The sequence below is a fragment of the Streptomyces sp. NPDC018045 genome (genome assembly GCF_044327445.1).
In the GTDB taxonomy this organism is placed as follows: Bacteria; Actinomycetota; Actinomycetes; order Streptomycetales; family Streptomycetaceae; genus Streptomyces.
Genome location: NZ_JBIRFL010000031.1, coordinates 22,024 through 45,004 on the forward strand (window position 1 = coordinate 22,024; position 22,981 = coordinate 45,004).

The following is a 22,981-nucleotide window of genomic DNA, read 5'->3' on the forward strand; positions in this document are numbered from 1 at the left end:
CGTGCGGGCCGGTCCCGTACGCGCAGGGTCCGGGACCGGACAACCGGCCCCGGGCCCCTGGTCGTTCACCCTGCGGTGCCGTCCCCGCCCACGTCGACCTTCTTGATGGACCAGCGTGCGATGCGCAGCGACATCTCCACGCCCTCGGTCGCGTACTCCACCATGTCCTTCTGGTACGCCGCCACGGCGTCCGCGAGGCCCCGCTCGCCCCGGTCCACCGCGGCCAGCGCCTCGGTCAGCGCCGCGGCGTCCCGTACCGCGCTGTTGGCGCCCACCCCGCCGGACGGCGGCATCGTGTGCACCGCGTCCCCCAGCGGGACGACCGGCCCGGTCTCCCAGGGCACCACGGGCAGATGGGCCCGCAGGGCCACACCGAAGGTGAGTTCCGGGCGGGCGTGCCGGAAGACGCCGCGCAGCCCGGGGTGCCAGGCGGCGGTCCGGCGGGCCGCGAAGCCGCACAGGCCGGGCCCGTCCAGGGCGAAGAACTCCTCGTCCGCCATGCCCAGGTCCTCGCGGTGCACGTTCAGCACCGCCATGTAGTAGTCCTCGGTATCCGGCAGTTCCAGCCCCGGCCACAGCCGGGCCGCCGTCCCGCGCACCCCGTCCCGGAACGACATCGGCATCAGCCCGAGGTGGCTGCCGTCCGTGCCGATCACATAGCTGAAGCGGTCCCGCAACGGCTCCGGCAGCCCCGCGCGCACCGCGTCCGCGCGCGTGATGCGCGAGAACACCGTCCGTACGCCCAGGTCGGCGGGCCGGCGGTCGGGCAGGAGCTGCGCCCGCACCTGCGAGTTGGCCCCGTCGGCCGCCACCAGCACGTCCCCCTCGGCGGTGCTGCCGTCGGCGAAGTACGCCGTCACCCCGCCGTCCGGCCGCCGTTCGCAGTGCGTGAAGGTCCTGCCGTACCGGACCGACGGCTCCAGCCCGGCCAGCAGGACCCGCCGCAGCACGTCCCGGTCGACCGCGTCGATCTTGTCGGGGCGGTCGCCCCGCGGATCGTCGAAGCGCGGCGTCCACTGAGGGGTGAGCCGCTCGTCGTAGGCGTCGAGGCCGTTCTCGCCGCGCCGGTGCGCGGTGGCCACGAGCAGTTCCTGCAACGGCGGCGGCAGGCAGGCGCGCAGCGACGCCTCGCCCTCCGGGCTGATCCTCAGCCGGTACCCCTGGCGCCGTTCGTCCGGGCCGCCGTCCCGTTCGTGGACCGTGACGTCGACCCCGGCCCCGCGCAGGCCCTGTGCGAGGCACAGACCGCCGACGCCCCCTCCGATCACCAGGACCCGCATTCCGTTCCGGCCCATCGGCACGCTCCTCTCGCACGGTGTGTCGGCCCACTGTGGGGACGGCGGCTCGCGAATCCCTGGAGGGCCCGTCGGGATCCAGCGGAACTGGACGGCCCTTTGAGAGAACGCCTGCAAGGTGGCCACACGCCCGGGCCCCGACCGGCCCGGCCGGGCCCTCGGGCGACGGCCCGGGGCGCGCGGTGTCCGTGGACGGCGGACCGTGCCGGCCCCCGTCCCCGACCGGCGCACCGTGCCCCACCGCACTCACAAGGAGCTGATCAGGTATGGAATTCGGGTTGGGCCTGCCGACCACGGTCCCGGACAAGGACGGCCCCGCGCTGGCGGACTGGGCCCGCCGGGCCGAGGAAGCCGGATTCGCCAGTCTCGGCGTGATCGACCGGCTCGTCTACGACAACTACGAACCGCTGACAGCCCTGGCCGCCGCGGCCGCGGTGACCGAACGCGTACGCCTGACGACCGGCATCCTCATCGCCCCCTACCGGACCCAGACGGCGCTCCTCGCCAAGCAGGCGGCCACCGTCTCGGCGCTGTCCGGCGGCCGGCTGGTGCTGGGCGTGGCCGCGGGCGGCCGGGAGGACGACTTCCAGGCCGTCGACGCCACCTACCACGACCGCGGGCGCCGGCTCGACGCCCAGCTCGCCGAGTTGCGCGACATCTGGCAGGGCAAGGGCGAGGTGCCCGGAATCGGCCCCGAACTCACCACCGAGCAGCCCCAGTTGCTGGTCGGCGGCCACTCACCGGCGGCCATGCGGCGCGCCGCCCGCCTCGGCGACGGCTGGTTCTGCGGCGGCAGTTCCGCCTCGGCGTACGGTGACCTGGTCGCGCGGGCCCGCGAGGCGTGGCGGGAGGAGGGGCGCAGCGGCCGGCCGCGGCTGGTGTCCCTGGCCTACGCGGCGCTCGGGCCCGGCGCACGGGAGCTGGCGCAGGCGTACCTCGGTGACTACTACGCCTTCGCGGGCCCCTTCGCCCAGCGCATCGCCTCCATGGCCGTCACCGACCGGCAGGAGCTGGTGGACCTAGCCCAGAGCTACGCGGACAGCGGCTGCGACGAACTCGTCCTGATGCCGTGCTCCGCCGACCCGCGCCACCTGGAGTCGCTGGCGGAAGCCGTGTTGTGAACCCCGCGAGGGCCGCCCGCCGGAACACCGGTGGGCGGCCCTCGCCGTGCGCGGTGCCGGGTCAGCGGCGCCCCGCCGCGCGGACCGGCAGCGTGCGGGCCAGTTCCGCCGCGACCCGCGCGGGCGTCGGGCGGCCGAGCATCTCGGCGCTCATACGGCGCGCGGCGGCCAGGGCGGCGTCGTCGTCCAACAGCGCGTACGCCTCGGCGCGGAGCCGCTCGGCGGTCGCCTCGTCCCGGGTGAGCACCCGGCCCGCGCCCACCGCCGCCACCCGTTCCGCGTGCCCCGCGTGGTCCGGCAACTGCGGGACGAGCAGCAGCGGCACCCCCGCCCGCAAGGAGGTCAGCACCGTGCCGGCCCCGCCGTGGGCCACCACCAGGCCGGCCGAGGGCACCAGCGCGTGCAGCGGCACGTCCGTCACCACGCGCACGCCCGCCGACCCGTCGAGCAGGGCGGCGCCGAGCAGGCCCCGCTGCCGGGCCGACACCGCGAGCACCACCTCGACGCCGGGGCCCGCCAGCGCCGCGGCCGCCCGGCCGCCGAGGAAGAGCCGGCCGTCGAGGCGCGCCATGGTGTGCCCCCAGGTCACCACGGCCCGGCGCACGCCCGGGGCCGGCCGGGGCAGCCGGGGCGGCTCGCCGCAGCCGTTGTACGGCACGTGGCGCACCGGCGCCCGCCGGTACCCGACGGGCAGTTGCAGAGCGTCCGGGCACGGATCGACGGTCAGCGTGCCCAGGGGGTCGAAGTCCTCGATGCCGTACCGCTCCAGGAACGGCGCCACGGCCTGCGGCAGCAGCGCACGGGCGCGTGCCAGCAGGTCCGTGCCGTACAGCACCCGCACCGCGGGCACCCCGGCCGCCGCGGCGGCGACCGGACCGGCCAGGGCGGTCGGCTCGTACACCACCAGGTCCGCGCGCCAGTCGCGGGCCAGCTCCACCAGGTCGTCGGTCATCGACGCGGCGAGCGCCGCGACCATCCGCAGGGCCCGCGGCCCGTTGCCCGGCAGCGGTTCCCCGGCGGGCCGCGCGGGCGGACCGACGGCCGCGGACGGCAGCACATAGCCCCGCACCAGGCCGACCGCGTCGGTGTCCGTACCGACCACCGCGCCCGGCAGCCCGGTGCGGTCGGTCTCCGGCTTCAGCGCGGGCGGGCCGGCGACCAGTACCTCGTGCCCGGCGGCCCGGAAGGCCGAGGCCAACGGCACGAGGGCATACAGGTGTGAGGGCCAGGCCCAGGACGTGAACAGTACGCGCATGACTCGCCTGTTTCCCTTCATGACGGGGTGCGCCCGCTCCGGCGGGGAGCGGGCCGGGAACGGCCCGCCGCGCGCGGCCCGGCGGTCTCCGCGGGGAAGACGCGCCGGGCCGTACGCGGCGGGCCGGGGTGATCCGGAAGGCCCGCCCTACGCGGGGTGGTCGACGATGACGGAGGCGTCCTTGGCGCCGTCGCCCGCGGCGACCACGGACGCGAACCGCTCCCGCACGGTGTCCAGCACCGGCAGGGCGAGGCCGCTCTCGCGGGCGGACCGGGTGGCGATGCCGATGTCCTTCGCCATCAGGTCAGCGCGGAAGAAGGCCGGTTCGTACGAGCCGCGCCGCATCAGGTCCGCGCGGAACCGCATCACCAGGGAGCTGAACCCGGACTCCGCGATGGTGGCGATGACCCGGTCCCGGTCGAGGCCGGCGGCGACCCCGTAGGAGACCGCCTCCGCCATCGAGGCGACCTGGGCGCCGAGCAGCAGATTGAGAACGACCTTGAGGCTGGTCGCGGTGCCCGGGCCGCCGAGGTGCAGCACCCGCCCGAGCGCGTCGAGCACCGGCCGGACCTCGGCCAGGTCCGCCTCGTCCCCGGCGCCGAAGACCCGCAGTTCCCCCTGGCGCGCCTGGAGCGGATTGCCCACGACGCACGCCTCGACGCGCCGCAGCCCCTGGCCGGCCAGCCGGCCGGCCGCCTCCCGGGCGTAGCCGGGGGAGACGGTCGAGGTGTCGACGACGAGCGCCCCGGGCTCCAGGACCGGCACGACCCGGCCGAACAGCACCTCCTCGACGGCCGTCTCGTCGCTCAGGCTCAGCAGGACGACCCGGCGCCCCGCGGCGGCGGACTCGGGGGTGTCCGCCGCCCGGGCCCCGGCCCGCACCAGCGGCCCGGCCTTCCCGGCCGTCCGGTTGAAGACCGTCAGCTCGAATCCGCTCTCCAGCAGCCGGTGCGCCATCCCGCCGCCCATGGCGCCGAGGCCGATGAACGCCAGTTGTCGGTGGTCCATGACCACTCCTTTCCTTCGATACGGCGGCGCGCGCCTCAGTACGCGGCGTCGACCTCGTACACGGCGAACGGGGCGGCGGTCCGGGTGTCGCGGAACGGGCGCAGCGGAGCGGTGTCCTGCCGGTGGTCCGCGCCCCCCTCCCACGCCAGGAAGGCGGCCATGGACTCCCAACGGCTCATCACCGCCAGCGCGGTGGGGTCCGCGGGGCTGCGCAGCAGCTCGTTGCCGAGCAGCCCGGGCACCCCCGCCATCCGCTCGCTGACCTGGTGATAGGCGGACCGGACCGCGGCGAGCTGCTGCTCGTCGTACGCGGCCTGGTAGACGATGACCCGGGCCTCAGCGGGCACGGCCCACCGCCCGGCCCTCGATGTGCGCCACCATCTCCATCGGGTGGAAGGAGCCGCCGCGGCGGAACGGATGGAGCTTCGCCCGGTGCTCCAGATGCGCGGGGCTGTCCTCGAACTCCCGGAACCGCGCCTCGTCCAGCCAGTCGCTGACGATGTAGTACGTGCTGTCCTCGGTGGTGGCCCGGGACAGCGACTGGCCGAGGCTGGCCGGATGCCCGGTCACCGCGTCGCTGCCCGCGCGCCACGCCCGCTCGAAGTCGCCCTCGCGGCCCGGCTCGATCTCCATGCGCAGCATCACCCGGAAGGTCATCAGGAGATCCCCCCGTCGACGCCGATGACGTTGCCGGTCACATAACGGGACAGGTCGCTGGCGAGCCACAGCACGGCGCCCGCGACCTCCTCGGGCTTGCCGAGCCGGCCGAGGGCGGTCTTCGCGCCGTACCGTTCGGCCATGAGGGTGCGCTGCTCCTCGGGCAGCGCGTGGAAGTTCTCGGTCTCGATGACCCCGAGGGCGACCACGTTGAACCGGATGCCCCGGGGCCCGAACTCCCGCGCCAGGGAACGGTTCAGGCCCACGACGGCCGCCTTGGTCGCCGTGTAGTGGGCACGCAGCGGCACGCCCGCGTCCACGGCCCGGGAGCCGATGGTGACCACCGAGGAGCCCGCGCCGAGCAGCGGCAGGGCGTGCTGCACGACGAGGTGGGTGCCCGTGATGTTGGTGGAGAGGATGCGCTCCCACTCCTCCAGCGGCAGCTCACCGTAGGGGACGTGGCTGATCGCGCCGGCGTTGTTGACGAGCAGGTCGAGCTTCCCGTACCGCTCCCGGGCCCGCTCCAGCAGCTCGGCCACGTCGGACGGGCGGGTCAGGTCGGCGCGTACCACGTGGTGGTCACCGCCGATCGCCTTCAGTTCGGCCTCCAGGGAGCCGACGAAGTCGCTCTCGGTGCGGTAGCAGGTGACGACGTCGACACCGGCCCGGGCCAGGGCCAGGACGATCCCGCGGCCGATGCCCCGGGTACCGCCGGTGACCAGGGCCTTCTTGCCGCGCAGTGCGAGTTCCATGATTCCTCCGAGTGGGATGCGAGCAGGGGCGGGACGGGAGGGGACGGGGGGAGCGGCGTCCGGCCGGAGGTCAGAGCAGCACGCCCAGCCCGGCACAGTTCGCCAGCAGGGCGGCGACGGTCAGCAGGCTGCGCCGCCGGTTCCAGCGCCCCCAGCTTCGGCGCGGGTCCGCGAAGTCCGCCGGCAGGCGGTCCGGATCCAGGGTGCGCAGCCACCGGTTGACCGGGGCGTTGCGCGTGACCGAGATGACGGCCGTGGCCACGGCCAGTACGGCGGCCACCGCGAACGCCGCCCGCGCGGCGGGCTCCGGCGCCAGGAAGGCCAGCGCCGCGTCGCAGCCGACCGTGCCGACGAGGCAGAGCGGCATCGCCGGGTCGTAGCGGGTGCCGAAGAACGCGTGGGCGTGCACGTACCGGTCGACGGGCAGGGAGGCCAGATACGGGAAGCCGCCCAACTGGGTGCCGAACAGCACCCCGGCCGCCAGCCCGTTGAGCAGCAGCACCAGGGGGGTGAGCAGGGCCAGCACGCGACGCCCCTCAGCGGACGAGGGCGCGCGCGGCGGCCTCGACCTTCTCCTTGATCAGGTTCATCTGGACCGGGGTGTTGCGGTTGAGGCGCTCGGTCATCTGCTCGTCCGTGACCGGGGCTTCGGGCTTCATCCGGAAGTCCTGCACCCAGCGCATCCGGACGCCGCCGGTTTCCTGGGTGTACTCCCAGAAGATCTTCATGTAAGCGAACGGGCCGGTCTCCACCCGCTCGGCGCGCACGGTCCGGGCGGCGGCGTCGGCCGTCCGCCGGGACACCCAGCTCCAGACCCGGCCGTTCTCGTCCGGGTGCATCGTCAGACGGAACAGCACGGTGTCGCCGTCGCGCTCCAGCACCTCGGCGGCGGCGTACTCGCTGAACAGGCCGGGCCAGCCCGGCACGTCGTTGGTCATCCGCCACACCAGGCCCATCGGCGCGTCGATGACGATGTGGTTGTCGGTGTGTCCGCTCATGGTGGGTGCTCCTCACGTCGTCGTGCCGGTCAACGGCCCAGTACCAGGGCCGAGGTGAAACCCCCGTGGCCGCGCGCCAGGACCAGGGCCCGCCGCAGCGGCAGCTCCCGTGGCGCGCCGGTCACCAGGTCGATCTCCAGTCCCGGTGCGGGGCGCCGGGTGCCGGCGGTGGGCGGGACGACCCCGTCGCGCAGCGACAGCAGCGCCGTCGCCACGTCGAGCGGGGCGCCACCGCCGTAGAGCCGGCCGGTGAGCGTCTTCGGCGCCGTGACCGGCACCGCCCACGGGCCGAAGACGGCGGCGACGGCCGCCGCCTCGGCGCGGTCGTCGGCGGGCACCCCGGCCGCGTCGGCGAACACCACGTCGATGTCGCCCGGGGTGAGCCGGGCGGCGCCCAGGGCCTGTTCGACGACCCGGCGCAGCGCCCGGGGGCGCCCCGACCCGTCCGGCGGGTCGAACCCGGCGGCGTGGCCGAGCACCCGCCCGTACCCGGGCAGGGCGCCCCGGTCCTCGGCGGCCCCGGCGCTCTCCAGGACGAGGATGGCGCCGCCCTCACCGGGCACGTATCCGCGCGCACCGGCGTCGAACGGCAGGTAGGCCCGCTCCGGATCGGTGGCCGTGGACAGCTTCCCGGTCGACAACTGCGCCGTCAGGCCGTACGGGCACAGCGAGGCGTCGGTGCCGCCGGTGAGCACCAGCCGCGCGCCCCGGCCGGTCAGCCGCCGGGCCTGCGCGATGGCGTCGAGGCCGCCGGCCTGCTCGCACGCGAGCACCCCGCAGGGGCCGCGCATACCGTGGCGGATGGAAAGCTGGCCGGTGGTGGCCGCGTAGAACCAGGCGATCGACTGGTAGGCACCCACCCAGGACGGGTCGTGCCGGTACAGCGCCGTCATCTCCCGCTGGCCGAACTCCGTGCCGCCCGACGACGAGGAGGTCACCACGGCCATCTCGTACTCGGGCAGTGCGGACGGATCGACGCCCGCGTCCCCGAGCGCCTCCTCGGCGGCGGCGAGCGCCAGGTGCGTCCAGTGGTCGGTCTGGGAGATCAGCCGGCTCGGCCGTACGGCGGTCCGCGCGTCGAACCCGGGAATCTCACCCGCGAGCCGAACGGGGTAGCCGGACGCGTCGAAGCGGGTGGTGCGGCCGATCGCCGAGGCGCCGGCCAGCGTCGCCGCCCAGTGGTCCTTGACGCCGATGCCCGTCGGGGCGACGACACCGATGCCGGTGATCACCGGGGCCCGGGTGGGTGTGCTGCCGGTCATGTGTCGGTCCTTCCGGCCGCGGCGGCCGCGGTGCCGGGGCGCGCCAGCAGCATCGCGGTCTGGAACCCGCCGAAGCCGCTGCCCACGCTCAGCACCACGTCCATCGCGTGCTCACGCGCGGTGAGCGGTACGTAGTCCAGGTCGCACTGCGGGTCCGCGTGGTGCAGGTTGGCCGTCGGCGGCACGACCTGCCGTTCGAGGGCGAGCGCGCAGGCGGCCACCTCGATCGAGCCGATCGCGCCGAGCGAGTGGCCCACCATGGACTTGATGGAACTCACCGGGATGTCGTGGGCGTGCGCCCCCAGGCTGCGCTTGAACGCCGCCGTCTCGTGCCGGTCGTTCTGTTTGGTGCCCGACCCGTGCGCGTTGACGTAGTCCACCGCGCCGGGGTCGATGCGCGCCCGGTCCAGGGCGACCGTGATCGCCTCCGCCATCTCCCGCCCGTCGGGCTTCAGCCCGGTCATGTGGTAGGCGTTGCTGCGGCTCGCGAAGCCGGCGATCTCCCCGTAGACGCGGGCGCCGCGCCGCTCGGCGGCCGCCCGCTCCTCCAGCACCAGCACGGCCGAGCCCTCGGCGAGCACGAAGCCGTCCCGGTCCCGGTCGAAGGGCCGGGAGGCGTGCGCGGGGTCCGCGTTGTTCGGTGAGGTCGCCTTGATCGCGTCGAAGCAGGCCGAGGTGATCGGGGACAGCGGGGCGTCGGTGGCGCCGGCCAGCGCCACGTCCGCGCTGCCCTCCTCGATCAGTTGGACGGCGTGCGCGATGGAGTCCAGTCCGGACGTGCAGCCGGTCGAGATCAGGGCGACCGGCCCCTCGGCGCCGACCTCCCGGGCGACCTCGACGGCCAGCGTGCTCGGCACCATGTAGCCGTACAGATGCGGTACGCCGTACTCGTGGTCGACCAGCCACTTGCGGCCGCGGTCGCTGAGGACGACGTACTCCTCCTCCAGCCCCATGGTGCACCCCACCGCGCTGCCGACGCTCACCGTGAGCCGCTCGGGCGGCAGCGCCGCGAGGTCCAGGCCGCTGTCCCGCACCGCCTCACGGGCGCAGACCACGGCGAACTGGGCGGCGCGGTCCATCCGGCGCACCTGGCGCGGTTCGAGGCCCGCGGCGGCCGGGTCGAAGTCGACTTCGGCGGCGACCTGGGAGCGGAAGGCGGCCGGGTCGAACAGGGTGATGCGCCGGGTGGCGGTGCGCCCCTCGGACAGCAGGTTCCAGAACGCCTCCCGGCCCACCCCGCCCGGCACCACGGCGCCGATACCGGTGATGACGGCCCGTCGTCTCACGATGCCCCGCTCACGTCCGGGTTGGCCTCCTCGGGACGCTGGGCCTCCTCGGTGTCCACGTGCCCGAGCTCGGGCCGCGGCGCCAGCGGCGACAGGTGGAAGGCGCACCGCGCGCTGCTCTGGCCGGTGTTGACCAGCCGGTGCCGTACGCCGATCGGCACCAGCAGCGAGTCCCCGGCGCCGAGCCCGATGGGTTCGCCGTCCAGCGTCATCGTCAGCTCGCCGTCGACGACGTGCAGGAACTCCTCCGAATACGGGTGGTAGTGCTCGGTGACGAAGTCACCGGGTTCCAGCGTCAGCACGCCCCCGAAGCCCGAGGTGCACCCGACGGTGCGGGGGCTGAGGGTGACGCGGAGGTCGCCGCCGCGCTTGGTGTTGGGCGCGACCTCGCCCGTGGAGACCTTGACGGTCCGGGTGATGGCGGTGGTCATGAGTCTTTCCTTCCGGCGGCAAGGGGGCTGCGGTCCCGGTGGCACCCTGGGGTCACCGGATCCGCCCCTCGTCCTTCGTCCAGACGTAGAAGGGGTCGGCCATCGCGTCCTTGGGCTCCTTCCAGTCCGGGTCGTACGGCTCGACGCACGTGGCCAGCCGCGTGTTGATCTCCTCGTAGAGCGGGTGGCTGCGGGCCCGGTAGAGGTTGGGCGTGATGTCCTGGTCGGCCTCGACGAGGTGGAAGTAGAGCCCGTGGAACCGGAAGAGGGTGCGGCGCGAGACACCGACCAGGTGCGGCAGGTCGGTGGCGTCGGACTCGCCGAAGATCCGGGCGATGTCCTCGGACTTGTCGGGCTTGAGGCGGGCGACGATCAGGGTGCGGTGCACGGCGTACCTCCCGGAATGTGCCACGGACAGCGTCGGACGGGACCGTCGCACCGGCGTCTGGAGAGCCGCTCAAGGACTCCTCCAGCGCTCCGGCCGCCGCTGGACGGCTGCTTGAGGCGCCCGCGAGCCGGCCCGGCTGCACTGGGACGACATCCGCCCGAAGCCGTCAGGAGCCGTCCCATGCCGTTCGCAGCGATCACGTACGACGTCAAGCCGGGGTACGAGAAGGAACTCACCGAGATCTTCGGCAACTTCCGACGGGTACGCGGCAGCAGCGTCCCCGACGCGCAGGGCCGCACCGCCGGCACCATCCTGGCCACCGCGGTCTTCCTGCGGGACGACACCCTGGTCCGCGTCATCGAGTACACCGGCGACCTCGACGCGGTCGCCCGGCACATGGCGGACCAGCCCGGGGTGCGTGAGGTGGAGCGCAAGCTCAAGCCATACCTGAGCCGCCCCCGGGACACCGGCACGGTGGAAGGGTTCGTGGCCACCTTCCGGCGCAGCCTGCTGACGACCGTCGCCGAGATCTCCGCACGGGACCGGGAGCCGGCCGGCCGGGGGCAGGGCACGCCGGCGCCGTGAGACGCGCGGCCACCGGCCCGCCGCCCGGCCGCCCGCGGCCCTCCCGCGCACCGGATGCGGGAGGGTCGCGGGCCCGGCCGGGCCGCCGTTCAGGCCGCCGTGACAGCGGCGGCCGTCACCGCCAGGGCGAGCACGGCGAGCGCCGTGCGCAGCAGGTGCCAGCGGCGCCACAGGGGCCGGGGATCCTGCCAGTCGGCGGGCAGCGCGGCGGGGTCGGTGACGGCCTTCACCCGCCGGTTGATGGGCACGTTGCACAGGTGGGACACGGCCGACACCCCCACCAGCAGGACGGCGGCGAGGACGAACAGGGCCCGTGCCGCACCGTCCGTCAGGGCGGCGAGCACCCCGTTGACGAGCGCGCTGCCGAGCACGATGGCCGGCATGGTCGGATCCCAGTTCCGGCCCAGCAGCCGGTGCGCGTACACGTAGGTGCCCGTGTCCATGGCGAAGAGCGCCGGCAGCACACTCAACGCCACGGCGAACAGCACCCCCGCCGTGATGCCGCAGCCGAGCAGCGCCGCGACGCCGAGCACACCGGTCATGACGTCCGCGTCGTCGCGGGGTGGGTGTCGACGGTCAGTTGCGCGATCGAGCGCATCGTCGCGTCGCGGAAGTACGCGGCGAAGCCCTGCGCGCTGCGGGTGTCCCGGTCCTCGGCCAGGAACGGGGCCAGCTTCTCCTCCAGGACGTGCACGCCCTTCTGCGCGGCCATGTGCCGGCCGACGGCCGCGAAGTCACCCTCGTAGTGGATGACCCGTACCAGCACGTCGTCCTTGACGAACACGGCCGTCCCCAGCAGCCGGCCGGCCTGCTCGCCGGTCTCCCCGGCGAACTCGGGCCGGTCGACCCGCTGGAACCCCGCGAAGATCTCCGCGATCTCCTCCTCGTGGCCCGGCTTGACGCGATAAGTGATGGCGGCGTAGGGCATCAGATTCCTCCGTCGACGTCGAGGGTGACACCGGTGACGTACGCGGCCGCGTCACCGGCGAGAAACAGGACCGCGCCGGCCACGTCCTCGGGACGGCCGAGCCGGCCGAGCGCCGTCAGCGCGGCGATCCGCTCCGCGACCGGGGGCGGCGGACCCGTCCCGGGCCCGGCCGCGGTCACGCCGGGGGCCACGGTGTTGACCCGCACGCCCCGGCCGCCCAGCTCCTTGGCGAGCGCCCGGGTGAAACCGACCAGCGCCGCCTTGGAGGCGCTGTAGTGCACGCCCAGGGGCCGCCCGCGCAGCCCCACGGAGGCGCCGACGTTGACCACCGACGCGCCCTCCGAGAGCTGCCCCACCAGCGCGTGGGTGACCTGGTAGACGGAGGTGGTGTTGTGGTCCAGCACCCGGTGCCACTCCGCTTCGGCGAGGTCCTCGAACTTCGCGTGGCCGTCCACCCCGACGTTGTTGACCAGCACGTCCACGCCGCCGAGGTGGTCGCGTACCGCGTCCGCCACCGACCGGGCACCGGCCGCCTGCGTGACGTCCGCCCGCACCAGGACGGGCGGCGTGCCCGCGAGGGCGGTCAGCTCCTCGGCCAGCCGCCGGGGCGCCTCGCCCGCACCGCGGTGCACGACGACGAGGCGGGCACCGGCCCGGGCGAAGGCCAGCGCGATCGCCCGGCCGATGCCACGGGTGCCGCCGGTGACCACCACACGGCGGCCGCCGAAACCGGCCCCGGGAGCGGGCGGGCCGGGGGAGTGGGCGGCGGGGGCGGTCATCGGGCCGCTCCGGCGCGCGGTGCCTCCTTGATGAGGTTCAGCAGCAGCCGGGGCGTCTCGGCCTCGGCCACCGCGTCGTCGTTCAGCGCGATGCCGTGGCGGCGCTCGATGACCCCCGTGACCTGGAGCAGGGCCAGGGAGTCGTAACCGAACTCCAGGAACGGCGTGTCGAGGGCGTCGGCACCGTCGAGGCTCATGCCCTCCTCCGGCGCCCCGACGCACTCCAGCAGCAGTTCGTTGAGTTCGGCCAGCGTGATCTCGTTCATCGTCCACATTCCTTTCGCAGGTACCGGCGAGGGCCGGGCGCATGGTGACGGGAAGTCCGGACAGGGGCCCAGGACGGCCCGGGCCCGGGGCGTGGTCAGCCGGCCCGGACCAGGCGTCCGGGCGGCAGGGAGCCGTCCAGGCCGAGCAGTGGGGAGGAGTCGAGCACCGCCTGCTGGAGGTCCTCGATGCCCGGCGACGGGTCGAGGCCGAGGTGCTGGCCCAGCGCGGCGCGCAACTGCCGGTAGGTGTTGAGGGCGTCGCCGCGGCGCCCCGCGCGGTACAGCGCCACCATCAACTGGCCGTGGACGCCCTCGTGCAGCGGGTGCCGGGCGGCGAGACCGGACAGCTCCCCGATGACCTCATGGTGGCGGCCCAGCCTCAGGTCCGCCTCGATCCGCGCGTGCAGGACGCTCATCCGCGACTCCTCCAGGCGCGTCACCTCCACCTCCAGCAGCGGGCCGCACTGCACGTCGACCAGGGCGCGGCCGTTCCACAGCGCGAGCGCCCGGCCCAGGCAGCCGGCCGCACCGCCCCAGTCGCCCTGTTCCAGCGCCCGGTGGCCGGCCGTGGCCAGCGCCTCGTACTCCTGGACGTCGACCAGTCCGCCCAGGGTGTCGAGGAGGTAGCCGCCGGGTTCGGTGACCAGGACACTCTTCGCGCCGTTCGGCAGGCCCGCGCGGTCCTCGCCCAGGGAAGCGGCGATGAGGGTGCGCAACTGGAGGATGTAGGTCTGCAGGGTGGTCTGCACACTGCGCGGTGGCGACTCCCCCCAGACCTCCTCCACCAGCGAGGACGTAGAGACCAGTTGGTTGGCTTGCAGGGCGAGCAGGGCGAGCACCTTGCGGGGCTTGACGGCGGTCGGTGTCACCGACACTCCCGACTGAACCGCTCTGAACGGCCCCAGTACGCTGATGTCCATCCGCGGATCCCCTATCTGTAAACGAACCCTTCAGCCGGTGCGGGGCACGGGCATGACCGTGTGCAGCGCCTCTCCCACCGCCCGCGGCGCCTCCCGGCCGCGGACGAAGAAGTGTCCGCCGGGCACGGTCCTCAGGCGGAACGGGGCGGTCGTGCAGTGTTGCCACGCGCGGACCTCCGCGCGGCCGACCAGCGGGTCGTCCGCCCCTGCGAACGCCCACACCGGACAGGGCAGCGCGGCCGGCGCCGCCTCGCGCAGCGCGGCCGCCAGCCGCAGGTCCGCCCGGAGCGTGCCGAGCGTCGCGTGCAGCCACCCGCGGCGGGCGAGCATCGCCTCGGGCACGCTCGCGCCGTCGACGAGCAGGCCCACCAGCTCCTCGTCGGTGGGACCGGGCTCCGCCGCGCTCGTCAGCAGCCGGTGGGGCAGGTGCGGTGCCGGGCAGGCGCCGACCGCCAGCAACTCCGGCCCCCGCTGCCCGGTGTCGAGCAGGTGCCGGGCGAACCGGTGGGCCACCAGGGCCCCCAGGCTGTGCCCGTAGAAGGCGTACGGCCCGTCCAGCAGCGGCCCCAGGTCCTCCGCGAGGGCCCTGACGAGCGCCGTCGCGTCGGTGACCGGAGCCTCGCGCCGCAGCGACTCCCGGCCGGGCAACCGGACCGGCAGTACCGTCACGCCCGGCCCGACCCGCTGCTGCCACCCGGCGAAGGCCATGGCCCCCGCGCCGGCGTGGTGGAAGCACAGCAGCTTGTGTGCCGAGCCGTCGTCGGGCCATCGCGCAGCGAGAAAACGACGCACCGTATCTCCTTTCCGTGCGATGCCGGCAGGCGAGACGGAACGAGCGTCACCGCATCCCCTGGAACGCCGCTCAACAAGCGGTGGAACCGCGGTCGGAAAGCGGCAGCGGACCGGTCGACGCGCCGTCGAAGAGCGGCCCGGCGCCGAACCCCGGATCGTGCACGGCCGCGCTCACCGTGAACCGGCCGGGCACCCGCCAGCTACGGAAACCCCACTCCGCGCCCACCCCCGGCGACCCGTCCGGGCGCAGCAGCCGCACCCGCCCGCCCCGGACACCGAAACCGAACTCGGTGAACCGCAGGCGCAGCCCCTGGCCGATCGCCTTGCTGTAGGCCTCCTTCAGCGTCCACAGCCGCACCAGCTCGCCGTTGCGCCGGTCCTCGGCCATCCGGTGCAGCGCCGCCAGCTCGTACGGCGTGCACACCCGGCGCTCGGTGCCCAGGCCCAGCATCGGCCGGTCGGAGTGTTCGACGTCCACCCCGATCCGGCTGTGCCGGGTCAGCCCGACCACGAGGAGTTCCCCGGTGTGGCTCAGGCTCACGTCGAGCTGTTCGATGCCGCGCAGGTACGGGCGTCCGCCGGGCTTGTACGCCAGGTCCAGCTCCTCCGGCGCGGCGCCGAGGACCGCGCCCGCCGCCGACTTCAGCAGCAGCCGGGACGCCACGAACCGGCTCCGGGCCCGGGGTCTGGACATCCGCTGGAGCCGCTCGTGGTCCCGCCCCAGAGCCGCCGCCAGTCCCCTGTCACCGAGGTCGGCGGGGAGCCAGTCGGCGACCGTCGCGTAGACCACCGACGCGCCCGTGGAGCGGATCTCGCGGCGCACCGACTGCCAGGCGGCGTCGGAGGCTTCGCAGGCCGCGGGTGCTGCGCGGCCCGCGGGCTCGTCCGGGGCCCCGGGCAGCCCGTCCCGGGGCCGTACGGAGACCGGGGGGCGCGTACGGACCGGGCGGGGCATCGCCTTCTCCTCGTCATCGGCCGATCGCGGTCGCGTACAGGTCGTAGCTGCGGGCGTCGTCGAAACGGTGCAGCAGCTCGGTGAGCAGCAGTTCCTCGCCGGACGCCGGGGGCCGGGGCGTCGCCGGGTCGAGTCTGCGCAGCACCCGCGCCAGTGCCATGACCGCCCAGGCCGGTCCGGTCGGCGGACCGCCGCCCGGACCGGTGTGGTGCCGCCACACGCCCAGGCAGGCGGCGCCCGCGGCGATCAGGGCGTACCGGTCCACCAGCGCGTACACCCGCGGCTGCGGGCGGTTGCCGGAGCGGCCCGGCGGGGAACAGTCGTGCCGGAGCCGGTCCAGCTCGCGGCCGAGCGCCGTGGCGTAGCCGGCGAGCGCCCGCTCCAGTTCGCCGCCGCCTGCCGCGCGGGCCCGCTCGACGCTCTCCTCCAGGCCGCCCACCAGGGAGTCCCCGTTCGCGGGCAGGGTCAGCTCGCACGGTCGCAGTGCGGGCAGCCCCGGTTCGTACGGCTGGAAGAGCGCGGCGCCGGCCGCCCCGCCGGCCGGGGGCCGCAGCGCGGGCAGCCGGAGCAGGTGGGCCGCGACGGCCGCCCGGCTCGCCTCGCTGCCCACCGGGCCGAGGCCGATCATCGGCAGGTCCCGCAGCGCCTTCTGGAAGACGGCGAACGCTCCCTGCCGCGCGTACGACTCCGCGCCGAGGACGGCGGAGAGGTCGTAGCCGGTTTCGGTGAGGAACATGGGCAGGAGGTACTTCACCACCGCGCTCAGCGTGGCGCTCTCCCGCGGCAGCAGATGCGCCGCCCGGGTGGCCACCAGCGCCAGCGCGTCACACAGCAGCAGGTCGCTGAACGCGCCCAGCAGCGCCTGGCGGGTGCGCGGCGCGCGCGGTGCCGCCCGGCCGCGCGCACGGTGGGCGCGGGAGAACGCGACCGCCGTGCGCAGCGCGGTGTCGGCGCAGCCCAGCGCCATCGAGGGGCCGGTGCTGCGGATGACGGGGAAGGCCCGCGCGGCCGGCTCCGTCCCGGAGCCGAGCGACCGGTCCGCCGGCACGCGGTACCGGTCGAACTCCAGGCCGTGCACGAGGCAGCCGCGGACGCCCGTGGTGGACCGCCGGTCCAGCAGCCGGAACCCGGCCGCGCCCGCCTGCGGGGCGTCGATCAGGAACGCGCGGTGGCCGCTTTCCCCGGCCGTGTCCACGCGCGCGAAGAGCAGCAGGGACGCGGCCCGCGCGGCGTTGTTGAGCGCTTCCTTCCGGCCGCCGAGAAGGTATCCGGCACCGTCCGGGGTCACGGTGAAACCGTTGTGCAGGAAGGCGTTGCCCTCGGCCGGCTGCGGATAGGCGCAGACCGTACGGCCGCCGGAGAGCAGCAGGTCCGCCGTGCGGCGCCGCTGCTGTGCCGAGCCCCCGGACCACACGACCGCCGCCGCCAGGTACGAACTCATCCCGCAGGACAGGCCCAGCGCCGCGTCCCGCCGGAACACCGCCCGCATCACCCGTGCCAGCACGTCCAGCCGCCGCAGCCTGCCGCCCAGCTCCTCCGGCACGATCTCGGCGTGGAGCCGGAAGCCGTCGAGCAGCGCCTCGGCCGCCGGCAGCAGCCGCCGCTCGGCGTCCGCCCGCACGAACTGCTCGGCACCCAGCGGATTGCCCGGGTCGTCCGGTTCCCCTAAACCGCGCTCCAGCCGGGCGACGCGCTCCCGCACGGCGGCCTCGGCGGCCCGGTCTCCGTCGGCCTGCTCCGCCGGGCCCGGACCGGTACCGTTCGTCACCACGGTCATCGTCTCCGCCTCCCCTCCCTGCCGCACCGCTCCCGCCGCTCCCGCTGCCCTCCCGCGGCGGTCAAGGGCCGCTCAAGTCGGCCGTGCTGGACTTTCCGGCGCGCACCGGCCGCACCGGGTCCTCGGGCCCGTACGGCCAGGCGGGCCCGTACGGCCAGGTGGGGCCGGACAGCTCCTGGGGCGGTACGCCCGGCAGCCACATCCAGCCGAACACGACGAGGGCGCGCACCACCGGACGCAGCAGGCCGCGCAGTACGCCGGCCGGTCGCGGTCCGGTGGAACGGTCGGTACGGGGCATGGCATCGGGTCCCTTCGGCTCGGCTCGGGCGCGGCAGCCTGGCAAGCGGCGCTCGACCTGACCTCGAAGAACTCTCGCGGTGGGGCCGCCCGGGCAGCCGCCGCCGGGCCGTCCGGCCGCGGTGATCACCAGATGGCGAAGGGAAGATGAGCAGTGACGCCGAACGTCCCAGCAGGCGAGGGACGCCTGCCGCCCCTCGCCGGCTCACGCGGAGACCGGGGCCGGCAGATCGCTTCCGTACAGCGGTTCACGCTCGGGGACGAGCGCGGTGCGGCGGAGTTCGAGAGCGAACTCGCCCGGCAGGTACGGGCCTGGGGCCGGCTGCGGAGCCTCGAAAGCCAGGTGGTGCTGAGGTCCCTGGACCGCTCCGGCAGCTACCTCCACCTGGCTTTCTGGCGGTCGCCGGAGCATCTGTTCGGCGCGTTCCCCACGGATGCCGTCTCCGCGCGGCTCGGCCGGCTGGCCGCCGTCGAGGCCGGGCAGGCGGTCGCGGCCGGTCTCCTTGGGGACGTGCCCGGCGCAGCCGAGGCCGCGGACGCGCTGCTGGTGCGGGTGACGCTCTCCGGCCCGGCGGCCGCCTTCGAGACGCGGTTCGGCGCGCTGGCGGGCCGGTTCCTGTACGACCCCGGGTGCGGGGGCTGCCTGCTGCTGCAGGGCACCCTCGAACCGCGCGCCTACCTCGGCCTGATCTGGTGGCACAGCGCCCTGGCGTGCGACGCCGCGACGCAGGGGGACCGCTTCCTCGACCGCACCCGGCAACTGCGCGCCCTGGCCTCCGGACTCGCCTTCGAGCGGGTGCGGATCGCCGGTGCGGGGGCCTGACACGGGTGTGGCTTCGTCCCTCGGCGCGGGAGCCGTGGCGAGAGGACTGCGGGAGTCGCCTGCTGAGCGGCTGTGCGGTGTCGGTTGCTCTTGACGTCTCCCGAGGGCTCGCGGCGGACGCCGGGGTGGGCTTGTTCGGATGCGGTCACCAATCGACGGGCAGGGTGAGGGGTGACTTGGCCGGAGAGTTGGTGGATGGCGTTGGCCAGGAACATCACCCTGTGACCATCAACGCACACCTGAACCGATCATGGAAGAGCGCCGCGGGCGACTCCCGTACGCACCTGGGAACGGCATGCCTGGCGCGTGCCACAGCCGGCCGGGGGGGCGGTTCGAGCGTTCCGCAGGCGGAGTTCCACCGGTGTTCGAGCTGCCGGGAACAGACTGGCGACATGCCCGAACGCGCGCTCTTCACCGTGCTCCGCGGTCATCCGGACGACGCCGAACTGGCCGCCCTGACCGCCGTGTTGCTGGCGTTGCTGGGCACCCCGGGGCAGCCCGCCGGGGTGCCGCCCGGCCACCCGGGCGCCGCCCGCGCCGCCGGGGCCCCGCACCGCGCCTCCTGGGGCCGGGCGGGCTCCCGGCGCCGGTCCGCGGTGTCCTGGGCCGCGCCATGAGCTGCCGTCGTGCCACCGGCCGGCGGGACCCGCTCCGCGCCACGGGCCCGTGCGGAACGTACACGCTCCCGCACGGCCGGTCCGCGTACGAGGACAGCACCGAGGCAACACCCGCGAGGGGGACGCATTGACCGCACACCGTACCTTCACCGACGTCATGCTGGCCCGGGCCGAGGCGGAACCGGACCGGGAGGCACTGCTCCTGCTGCCGGACGGCGCGCAGCAGCCGCGGCCGGAGACGGTCACCTACCGGAGCCTGGACAGCTCCGCCCGCCGGCTCGCCGGCTGGCTGCAGAGCCACGGCGCCGCGGGCGAGCGGGTGCTGCTCCTGCACGGCTCCCGCCACCGGTTCGCCGTCAGCTTCCTGGCGTGCCTGTACGCCGGGGCCGTCGCCGTGCCGGCCCCGCCGGGCGGCGGCCGGGCCCACCACACGGAGCGCATCGCCGGGATCGTCCGGGACACCGCGCCGTGTGTGGCCCTCACCGACACCGCGCTGGCCCCCGAGATGTCGCGGATGCTGGCGGAGTGCGGACACGGCGGAACGCTCTGTCTGCCCGCCGACGTGGTGCCCGCGGCGGGCCCCTGGCGGCCGCCTTCGCTGTCGCCCGACACGGTCGCCTACCTCCAGTACACCTCGGGCTCCACCGGCCGTCCGCGCGGAGTGGTGGTCACCCACGCCAACCTGCTGGCCAACCAGCGGGCGATGCGCGAGGCGCTGGGCACCGAGCCGGGGACCCGGCTGGGCGGCTGGCTGCCCCTCCACCACGACCTGGGCCTGGTCGGCCAGTTGCTGCACCCGCTCTGGCTGGGCAGCACCTCGGTGATGCTGCCCGCTGAAACGTTCGTCCGCTATCCGGTGCGCTGGCTGCAGGCCATCGACCGGTACGGCATCACCGTCAGCGGCGCCCCCGACTTCGCCTACAACCTGTGCGTCAGCCGGGTCACCGACGAGCAGGCGGCGGAACTCGACCTGAGCGGCTGGCGGACCGCCGTCTCCGGCGGCGAACCGGTACGCCCCGCAACCCTGCGGGACTTCACCGAACGCTTCGCCCCCGCCGGATTCCGCGCCGAGGCCTTCTCGGCGTGCTACGGGCTGGCCGAGGCCACCCTGCTGGTCTCCGGCGGCCGGGACACCGGGCCGGCCGCCGAGTGCACGGTGGACGCCGAGGCACTGGAGCGCAACCTCTGGCGCGACCCGGCACCGGGCCGGCCGACCCGCCGTCTGGCGTCCTGCGGCGCCGCCGCCGGCTGCGACGTACGGATCGTCGCCCCGGACACCGGGGCCGTACTGCCGGAAGGGCGGATCGGCGAGATCTGGGTGCGCGGCGGGGGAGTGGCCCGCGGCTACTGGCGCGACCCGGGCCAGACGGCCCGGACCTTCCAGGCCGCCACGGCGGACGGCGAGGGCGGCTACCTGCGCACCGGGGACCTCGGCGCGGTGCGCGACGGCCGGCTCTACGTCACCGGACGGCTCAAGGACGTCATCGTCGTGGCCGGACGCAATCTCTACCCGCAGGACGTCGAGCGCACGGTGCAGCGCGTCAGCGCGCTCTTCGGGCCCGGCACGGCGTTCGGCGTACCGGGGGAGCGGGAGCGGGTCGTGGTCGTCCAGGAACTGCGCACCCGCAGCAGCTTCGACGTGAACCTCGAATCCCTCGCCACCCAGGTCGAGCGCTGTCTCACCGAGGAGTTCGACGTCCGGGTCGGCGGAGTGCTGCTGGTCCGCCCGGGCACGGTGCGCCGCACGACCAGCGGCAAGGTGGAGCGGTCGGCGATGCGCGAACTGTTCCTGCGCGGCCGGATCCGCCCGCTGCACCAGCGGCTCGACGGCGACCTCACCACCGGACCCACCGCCCTGGCCGGGTGAGACCGGCGGGGAACGGGAAGCGAAGGGGGCACACGTGGAGGCACCACCGCGCGTCGAACCGTACGAGCCGGACCTGCTGCACTGGCTCATCCGGCGCATCTCCGGCTACGCGGCCCGGGAGATCGGCCCGCAGACACCGCTCACGGAGTGCGGACTGGACTCGGTGGCGCTGCTGGGCCTGTTCGGCGAGATCGAGGAGGGCTTCGGCCCGCTGATCGACCCCGAGGACATCTGGGTGTCCCCCTCCGTCGGCGACCTGGCGGACCAGCTCACCGCGCGCCGGGCCCGCCGGGACGCGGGCCGCGTCCGCCCGGCGTTCGTGATCGGCGGGCAGGGCGGCCGGCCCCCCGGCACCGCGGCCGGCCTCCACCACGCCTCCGCCGTGTACCGGACGGCCCTGACCCGGGCGGACGAGGCGCTGCGGCCGCACGTCGGCCGCTCGGTCGTCGGCCTGCTCCACGGCGGCCCGGTCCGCCACCGCGGGGCGCTGCCCCCGCCGGCGGTGTTCGCCGTCGGCTACGCCCTGGCCCGCACCCTGCTGGACGCCGGGGTACGGCCGGTCGCGGTGGTCGGCCACGGGGTGGGGGAACTGGTGGCGGCCGTGGTCGCCGAGGCGCTCCCGCTGGCCGAGGCGGCGCGGCTCGCCGCGCTGTGCGGCGCGTGCACCCGGAGGCTGCCGGCCGGCGGAGGCATGCTGGCCGTCTGCGCGGAGCCCGGCGAGGCCCTGGGGGCCGCCGGGGAGCGCGGACTGTACGTCGGCGCGGTCAACGCGGCCCGGGCCACCGTGCTCTCCGGCCGGTTCGACGCCCTGGCCCGGGCACGCGACGCCTTGGCGGCGCAGGGCGTGGCCGGCCGGCTCCTCGCCACCGGGCACGCCTACCATTCGCCGCTCATGGCGCCGGCGGTGCCCCACCTGCGGGCGCGGGCGGCCGGATCCCTCTCCGACCGGCCCCGTACGGGGTACTACTCGACGGTGTACGGCCGCCGGTGGGCGGCGCCGCTGAGCGCCGACTACTGGGCCGAGCTGGTCACGTCACCGGTACGGTTCGCCGAGGCCGTCCGGTGGATGCTCTCCCTGGAGGCACCGACCCACGTGGTCGAGATCGCGCCGCAGGCCGTACTCACCCCGTTCGTGCGCCGGATCGGCGGGGCGGCCGGGCCGCGCTGCCTCCCGGTGTGCCACGGGCCGGGGGCCGGCGTGGTGGACCTGGCGGAGGTGCTCTCCGCGCTGGACGTCCGGCCCCTCACCGAGGGCGCGGGGAGGTGGTGACGGCCCGGCCGCCGCGGCCGTCACGGGATCCAGCCGGCCTCCTCGGCCGCGCGGATGGCGTCGATCCGGTTGCGGGCGTTGAGCTTCGTGACGATCGATGTGAGGTAGTTGCTGACGGTCCCCCTGGTCAGATACAGGGAGCGGGCGATGTCGGCCGCGTCGGCGCCGCGGGCCGCCAGCCGGAGCACCTCGGTCTCCCGTGGCGACAGCGGCGAGTCCGTCGCCTCCCAGGCGGACAGGGCCAGTTGGGGGTCGACGACCCGCTCTCCCGCGGCCACCGACCTGACGGACCGGGCGAGGTGACTGGGCGGGGCGTCCTTCAGCAGGAAGCCGGCGACATGCGCGGTGAGCGCCCGGCGGACCGTGCCGGGACGGCCGAGGCTGGTGAGGATGAGCGCCCGGCAACTGGGCAGCCGCTCGTGCAGTTCGGCGGCGGCGGTGATGCCGTCGGCGCCCGGCAGGTCGATGTCGATGACGGCCACGTCGGGGCGGGTGCGCAGCGCGGTCTCCACGATGGTGTCACCGCGGTCCAGTGAGGCGACCACTTCGAGGTCCGGTTCCATCTCCAGCAGGGCGACGAGCGCCCCCCGGATCATGTGCACGTCCTCGGCAAGCAGAATCCTCACCGACAGCATGGATGTTCCCCCGATCG

At 75.0% G+C, this 22,981-nt stretch carries 28 protein-coding genes; 6 read left to right on the top strand and 22 right to left on the bottom strand.

All coding sequences use genetic code 11. The annotated features are described in order from the left end of the window. Positions 1-65 precede the first annotated feature (65 nt). Positions 66-1,295 (bottom strand): FAD-dependent monooxygenase, encoded by a 1,230-nt coding sequence (locus tag ACH4EB_RS34400; RefSeq protein ID WP_398352230.1) that lies wholly within the window; start codon positions 1,293-1,295, stop codon positions 66-68. A gap of 266 nt (positions 1,296-1,561) precedes the next feature. On the opposite strand from ACH4EB_RS34400, the gene ACH4EB_RS34405 reads away from it, so the two are divergent. Next, entirely contained in the window at positions 1,562-2,416 is an 855-nt protein-coding gene (locus tag ACH4EB_RS34405; RefSeq protein WP_398352231.1) for an LLM class flavin-dependent oxidoreductase, read from the top strand. 61 nt (positions 2,417-2,477) lie between these two features. On the opposite strand, the gene ACH4EB_RS34410 is transcribed toward ACH4EB_RS34405, so the two are convergent. The 11 genes from ACH4EB_RS34410 to ACH4EB_RS34460 all read right to left on the bottom strand — a co-directional run bounded on the left by ACH4EB_RS34410 (position 2,478) and on the right by ACH4EB_RS34460 (position 10,453). Next, positions 2,478-3,671 carry a nucleotide disphospho-sugar-binding domain-containing protein gene (locus ACH4EB_RS34410; protein ID WP_398352232.1) on the bottom strand — a complete coding sequence of 398 codons (1,194 nt, stop codon included), beginning with the start codon at positions 3,669-3,671 and terminating at the stop codon, positions 2,478-2,480. 147 nt (positions 3,672-3,818) lie between these two features. Continuing rightward, positions 3,819-4,679: an NAD(P)-dependent oxidoreductase gene (locus tag ACH4EB_RS34415; RefSeq protein ID WP_398352233.1), complete on the bottom strand. Its 861-nt coding sequence runs from the start codon at positions 4,677-4,679 to the stop codon at positions 3,819-3,821. 35 nt (positions 4,680-4,714) lie between these two features. Beyond that, complete coding sequence (locus ACH4EB_RS34420) at positions 4,715-5,026, bottom strand: antibiotic biosynthesis monooxygenase family protein (RefSeq protein ID WP_398352234.1); 312 nt, start codon at positions 5,024-5,026, stop codon at positions 4,715-4,717. Beyond that, positions 5,016-5,336 (bottom strand): antibiotic biosynthesis monooxygenase family protein, encoded by a 321-nt coding sequence (locus ACH4EB_RS34425; RefSeq protein WP_398352235.1) that lies wholly within the window; start codon positions 5,334-5,336, stop codon positions 5,016-5,018. Before ACH4EB_RS34425 ends, ACH4EB_RS34420 begins: the two co-directional genes overlap by 11 nt. Then, a complete protein-coding gene (locus ACH4EB_RS34430) occupies positions 5,336-6,088 on the bottom strand; it encodes an SDR family NAD(P)-dependent oxidoreductase (protein WP_398352237.1) in 753 nt (250 codons plus the stop codon). The genes ACH4EB_RS34425 and ACH4EB_RS34430 overlap by 1 nt, the downstream gene beginning before the upstream one ends. 70 nt (positions 6,089-6,158) lie before the next feature. Continuing rightward, positions 6,159-6,614 carry an anthrone oxygenase family protein gene (locus ACH4EB_RS34435; protein WP_398352239.1) on the bottom strand — a complete coding sequence of 152 codons (456 nt, stop codon included), beginning with the start codon at positions 6,612-6,614 and terminating at the stop codon, positions 6,159-6,161. Between the two features lie 10 nt (positions 6,615-6,624). After that, positions 6,625-7,086, bottom strand: coding sequence for an SRPBCC family protein (locus tag ACH4EB_RS34440; RefSeq protein ID WP_398352240.1), 462 nt, complete (start codon positions 7,084-7,086; stop codon positions 6,625-6,627). Between the two features lie 29 nt (positions 7,087-7,115). Then, the gene (locus ACH4EB_RS34445) at positions 7,116-8,348 is read right to left on the bottom strand and encodes a ketosynthase chain-length factor (RefSeq protein ID WP_398352242.1); all 1,233 of its coding nucleotides are present in this window, start codon (positions 8,346-8,348) and stop codon (positions 7,116-7,118) included. Next, on the bottom strand, positions 8,345-9,637 hold the full coding sequence (locus ACH4EB_RS34450) for a beta-ketoacyl-[acyl-carrier-protein] synthase family protein (RefSeq protein WP_398352276.1): 1,293 nt from the start codon (positions 9,635-9,637) through the stop codon (positions 8,345-8,347). Before ACH4EB_RS34450 ends, ACH4EB_RS34445 begins: the two co-directional genes overlap by 4 nt. Continuing rightward, a complete protein-coding gene (locus tag ACH4EB_RS34455; protein WP_398352243.1) occupies positions 9,631-10,065 on the bottom strand; it encodes a cupin domain-containing protein in 435 nt (144 codons plus the stop codon). Before ACH4EB_RS34455 ends, ACH4EB_RS34450 begins: the two co-directional genes overlap by 7 nt. Before the next feature lie 52 nt (positions 10,066-10,117). After that, entirely contained in the window at positions 10,118-10,453 is a 336-nt protein-coding gene (locus tag ACH4EB_RS34460) for a TcmI family type II polyketide cyclase (RefSeq protein WP_398352244.1), read from the bottom strand. Positions 10,454-10,633: 180 nt separating this feature from the next. Between ACH4EB_RS34460 and ACH4EB_RS34465 the strand changes: the two genes are divergently transcribed. Then, a complete protein-coding gene (locus ACH4EB_RS34465; protein ID WP_398352245.1) occupies positions 10,634-11,038 on the top strand; it encodes a SchA/CurD-like domain-containing protein in 405 nt (134 codons plus the stop codon). An 89-nt stretch (positions 11,039-11,127) separates the two neighbouring features. On the opposite strand, the gene ACH4EB_RS34470 is transcribed toward ACH4EB_RS34465, so the two are convergent. The 9 genes from ACH4EB_RS34470 to ACH4EB_RS34510 all read right to left on the bottom strand — a co-directional run bounded on the left by ACH4EB_RS34470 (position 11,128) and on the right by ACH4EB_RS34510 (position 17,753). Beyond that, entirely contained in the window at positions 11,128-11,580 is a 453-nt protein-coding gene (locus ACH4EB_RS34470) for a DUF1772 domain-containing protein (RefSeq protein ID WP_398352246.1), read from the bottom strand. Continuing rightward, positions 11,577-11,966, bottom strand: coding sequence for a SchA/CurD-like domain-containing protein (locus ACH4EB_RS34475; RefSeq protein WP_398352247.1), 390 nt, complete (start codon positions 11,964-11,966; stop codon positions 11,577-11,579). Before ACH4EB_RS34475 ends, ACH4EB_RS34470 begins: the two co-directional genes overlap by 4 nt. After that, positions 11,966-12,745 carry an SDR family NAD(P)-dependent oxidoreductase gene (locus ACH4EB_RS34480; protein WP_398352248.1) on the bottom strand — a complete coding sequence of 260 codons (780 nt, stop codon included), beginning with the start codon at positions 12,743-12,745 and terminating at the stop codon, positions 11,966-11,968. The genes ACH4EB_RS34475 and ACH4EB_RS34480 overlap by 1 nt, the downstream gene beginning before the upstream one ends. After that, on the bottom strand, positions 12,742-13,011 hold the full coding sequence (locus tag ACH4EB_RS34485; RefSeq protein ID WP_398352249.1) for an acyl carrier protein: 270 nt from the start codon (positions 13,009-13,011) through the stop codon (positions 12,742-12,744). The genes ACH4EB_RS34480 and ACH4EB_RS34485 overlap by 4 nt, the downstream gene beginning before the upstream one ends. Positions 13,012-13,106: 95 nt before the next feature. After that, on the bottom strand, positions 13,107-13,931 hold the full coding sequence (locus ACH4EB_RS34490) for a BTAD domain-containing putative transcriptional regulator (protein WP_398352251.1): 825 nt from the start codon (positions 13,929-13,931) through the stop codon (positions 13,107-13,109). Positions 13,932-13,961: 30 nt separating this feature from the next. After that, positions 13,962-14,723: a thioesterase II family protein gene (locus tag ACH4EB_RS34495; protein WP_398352252.1), complete on the bottom strand. Its 762-nt coding sequence runs from the start codon at positions 14,721-14,723 to the stop codon at positions 13,962-13,964. Positions 14,724-14,793: 70 nt separating this feature from the next. Further along, entirely contained in the window at positions 14,794-15,678 is an 885-nt protein-coding gene (locus ACH4EB_RS34500) for a 4'-phosphopantetheinyl transferase family protein (RefSeq protein ID WP_398352253.1), read from the bottom strand. Positions 15,679-15,691: 13 nt separating this feature from the next. After that, a complete protein-coding gene (locus tag ACH4EB_RS34505) occupies positions 15,692-17,446 on the bottom strand; it encodes an acyl-CoA dehydrogenase (RefSeq protein WP_398352254.1) in 1,755 nt (584 codons plus the stop codon). A gap of 70 nt (positions 17,447-17,516) precedes the next feature. Continuing rightward, on the bottom strand, positions 17,517-17,753 hold the full coding sequence (locus tag ACH4EB_RS34510; RefSeq protein WP_398352256.1) for a hypothetical protein: 237 nt from the start codon (positions 17,751-17,753) through the stop codon (positions 17,517-17,519). 153 nt (positions 17,754-17,906) lie between these two features. On the opposite strand from ACH4EB_RS34510, the gene ACH4EB_RS34515 reads away from it, so the two are divergent. From ACH4EB_RS34515 to ACH4EB_RS34530, 4 genes are all read left to right on the top strand, one after another. Beyond that, positions 17,907-18,575 carry a hypothetical protein gene (locus tag ACH4EB_RS34515; protein WP_398352257.1) on the top strand — a complete coding sequence of 223 codons (669 nt, stop codon included), beginning with the start codon at positions 17,907-17,909 and terminating at the stop codon, positions 18,573-18,575. 392 nt (positions 18,576-18,967) lie between these two features. After that, on the top strand, positions 18,968-19,192 hold the full coding sequence (locus ACH4EB_RS34520) for an acyl-CoA carboxylase epsilon subunit (RefSeq protein WP_398352258.1): 225 nt from the start codon (positions 18,968-18,970) through the stop codon (positions 19,190-19,192). A gap of 127 nt (positions 19,193-19,319) precedes the next feature. Then, positions 19,320-21,059: a fatty acyl-AMP ligase gene (locus ACH4EB_RS34525; protein WP_398352259.1), complete on the top strand. Its 1,740-nt coding sequence runs from the start codon at positions 19,320-19,322 to the stop codon at positions 21,057-21,059. A gap of 34 nt (positions 21,060-21,093) precedes the next feature. Continuing rightward, positions 21,094-22,329, top strand: a complete 1,236-nt coding sequence (locus ACH4EB_RS34530) for an acyltransferase domain-containing protein (RefSeq protein ID WP_398352260.1) — start codon at positions 21,094-21,096, stop codon at positions 22,327-22,329. 20 nt (positions 22,330-22,349) lie between these two features. Here ACH4EB_RS34530 and ACH4EB_RS34535 read toward each other — a convergent pair whose 3' ends face one another. Continuing rightward, a complete protein-coding gene (locus ACH4EB_RS34535) occupies positions 22,350-22,964 on the bottom strand; it encodes a DNA-binding response regulator (protein ID WP_398352261.1) in 615 nt (204 codons plus the stop codon). Positions 22,965-22,981 lie beyond the last annotated feature (17 nt).

Coding starts and splice junctions, on each gene's coding strand:
- ACH4EB_RS34400 (WP_398352230.1), bottom strand. CDS start 1,295: ATGGGCCGGAACGGAATGCGGGTCCTGGTGATCGGAGGGGGCGTCGGC.
- ACH4EB_RS34405 (WP_398352231.1), top strand. CDS start 1,562: ATGGAATTCGGGTTGGGCCTGCCGACCACGGTCCCGGACAAGGACGGC.
- ACH4EB_RS34410 (WP_398352232.1), bottom strand. CDS start 3,671: ATGCGCGTACTGTTCACGTCCTGGGCCTGGCCCTCACACCTGTATGCC.
- ACH4EB_RS34415 (WP_398352233.1), bottom strand. CDS start 4,679: ATGGACCACCGACAACTGGCGTTCATCGGCCTCGGCGCCATGGGCGGC.
- ACH4EB_RS34425 (WP_398352235.1), bottom strand. CDS start 5,336: ATGACCTTCCGGGTGATGCTGCGCATGGAGATCGAGCCGGGCCGCGAG.
- ACH4EB_RS34430 (WP_398352237.1), bottom strand. CDS start 6,088: ATGGAACTCGCACTGCGCGGCAAGAAGGCCCTGGTCACCGGCGGTACC.
- ACH4EB_RS34440 (WP_398352240.1), bottom strand. CDS start 7,086: ATGAGCGGACACACCGACAACCACATCGTCATCGACGCGCCGATGGGC.
- ACH4EB_RS34445 (WP_398352242.1), bottom strand. CDS start 8,348: ATGACCGGCAGCACACCCACCCGGGCCCCGGTGATCACCGGCATCGGT.
- ACH4EB_RS34455 (WP_398352243.1), bottom strand. CDS start 10,065: ATGACCACCGCCATCACCCGGACCGTCAAGGTCTCCACGGGCGAGGTC.
- ACH4EB_RS34465 (WP_398352245.1), top strand. CDS start 10,634: ATGCCGTTCGCAGCGATCACGTACGACGTCAAGCCGGGGTACGAGAAG.
- ACH4EB_RS34470 (WP_398352246.1), bottom strand. CDS start 11,580: ATGACCGGTGTGCTCGGCGTCGCGGCGCTGCTCGGCTGCGGCATCACG.
- ACH4EB_RS34475 (WP_398352247.1), bottom strand. CDS start 11,966: ATGCCCTACGCCGCCATCACTTATCGCGTCAAGCCGGGCCACGAGGAG.
- ACH4EB_RS34480 (WP_398352248.1), bottom strand. CDS start 12,745: ATGACCGCCCCCGCCGCCCACTCCCCCGGCCCGCCCGCTCCCGGGGCC.
- ACH4EB_RS34485 (WP_398352249.1), bottom strand. CDS start 13,011: ATGAACGAGATCACGCTGGCCGAACTCAACGAACTGCTGCTGGAGTGC.
- ACH4EB_RS34490 (WP_398352251.1), bottom strand. CDS start 13,931: ATGGACATCAGCGTACTGGGGCCGTTCAGAGCGGTTCAGTCGGGAGTG.
- ACH4EB_RS34500 (WP_398352253.1), bottom strand. CDS start 15,678: ATGCCCCGCCCGGTCCGTACGCGCCCCCCGGTCTCCGTACGGCCCCGG.
- ACH4EB_RS34510 (WP_398352256.1), bottom strand. CDS start 17,753: ATGCCCCGTACCGACCGTTCCACCGGACCGCGACCGGCCGGCGTACTG.
- ACH4EB_RS34520 (WP_398352258.1), top strand. CDS start 18,968: ATGCCCGAACGCGCGCTCTTCACCGTGCTCCGCGGTCATCCGGACGAC.
- ACH4EB_RS34535 (WP_398352261.1), bottom strand. CDS start 22,964: ATGCTGTCGGTGAGGATTCTGCTTGCCGAGGACGTGCACATGATCCGG.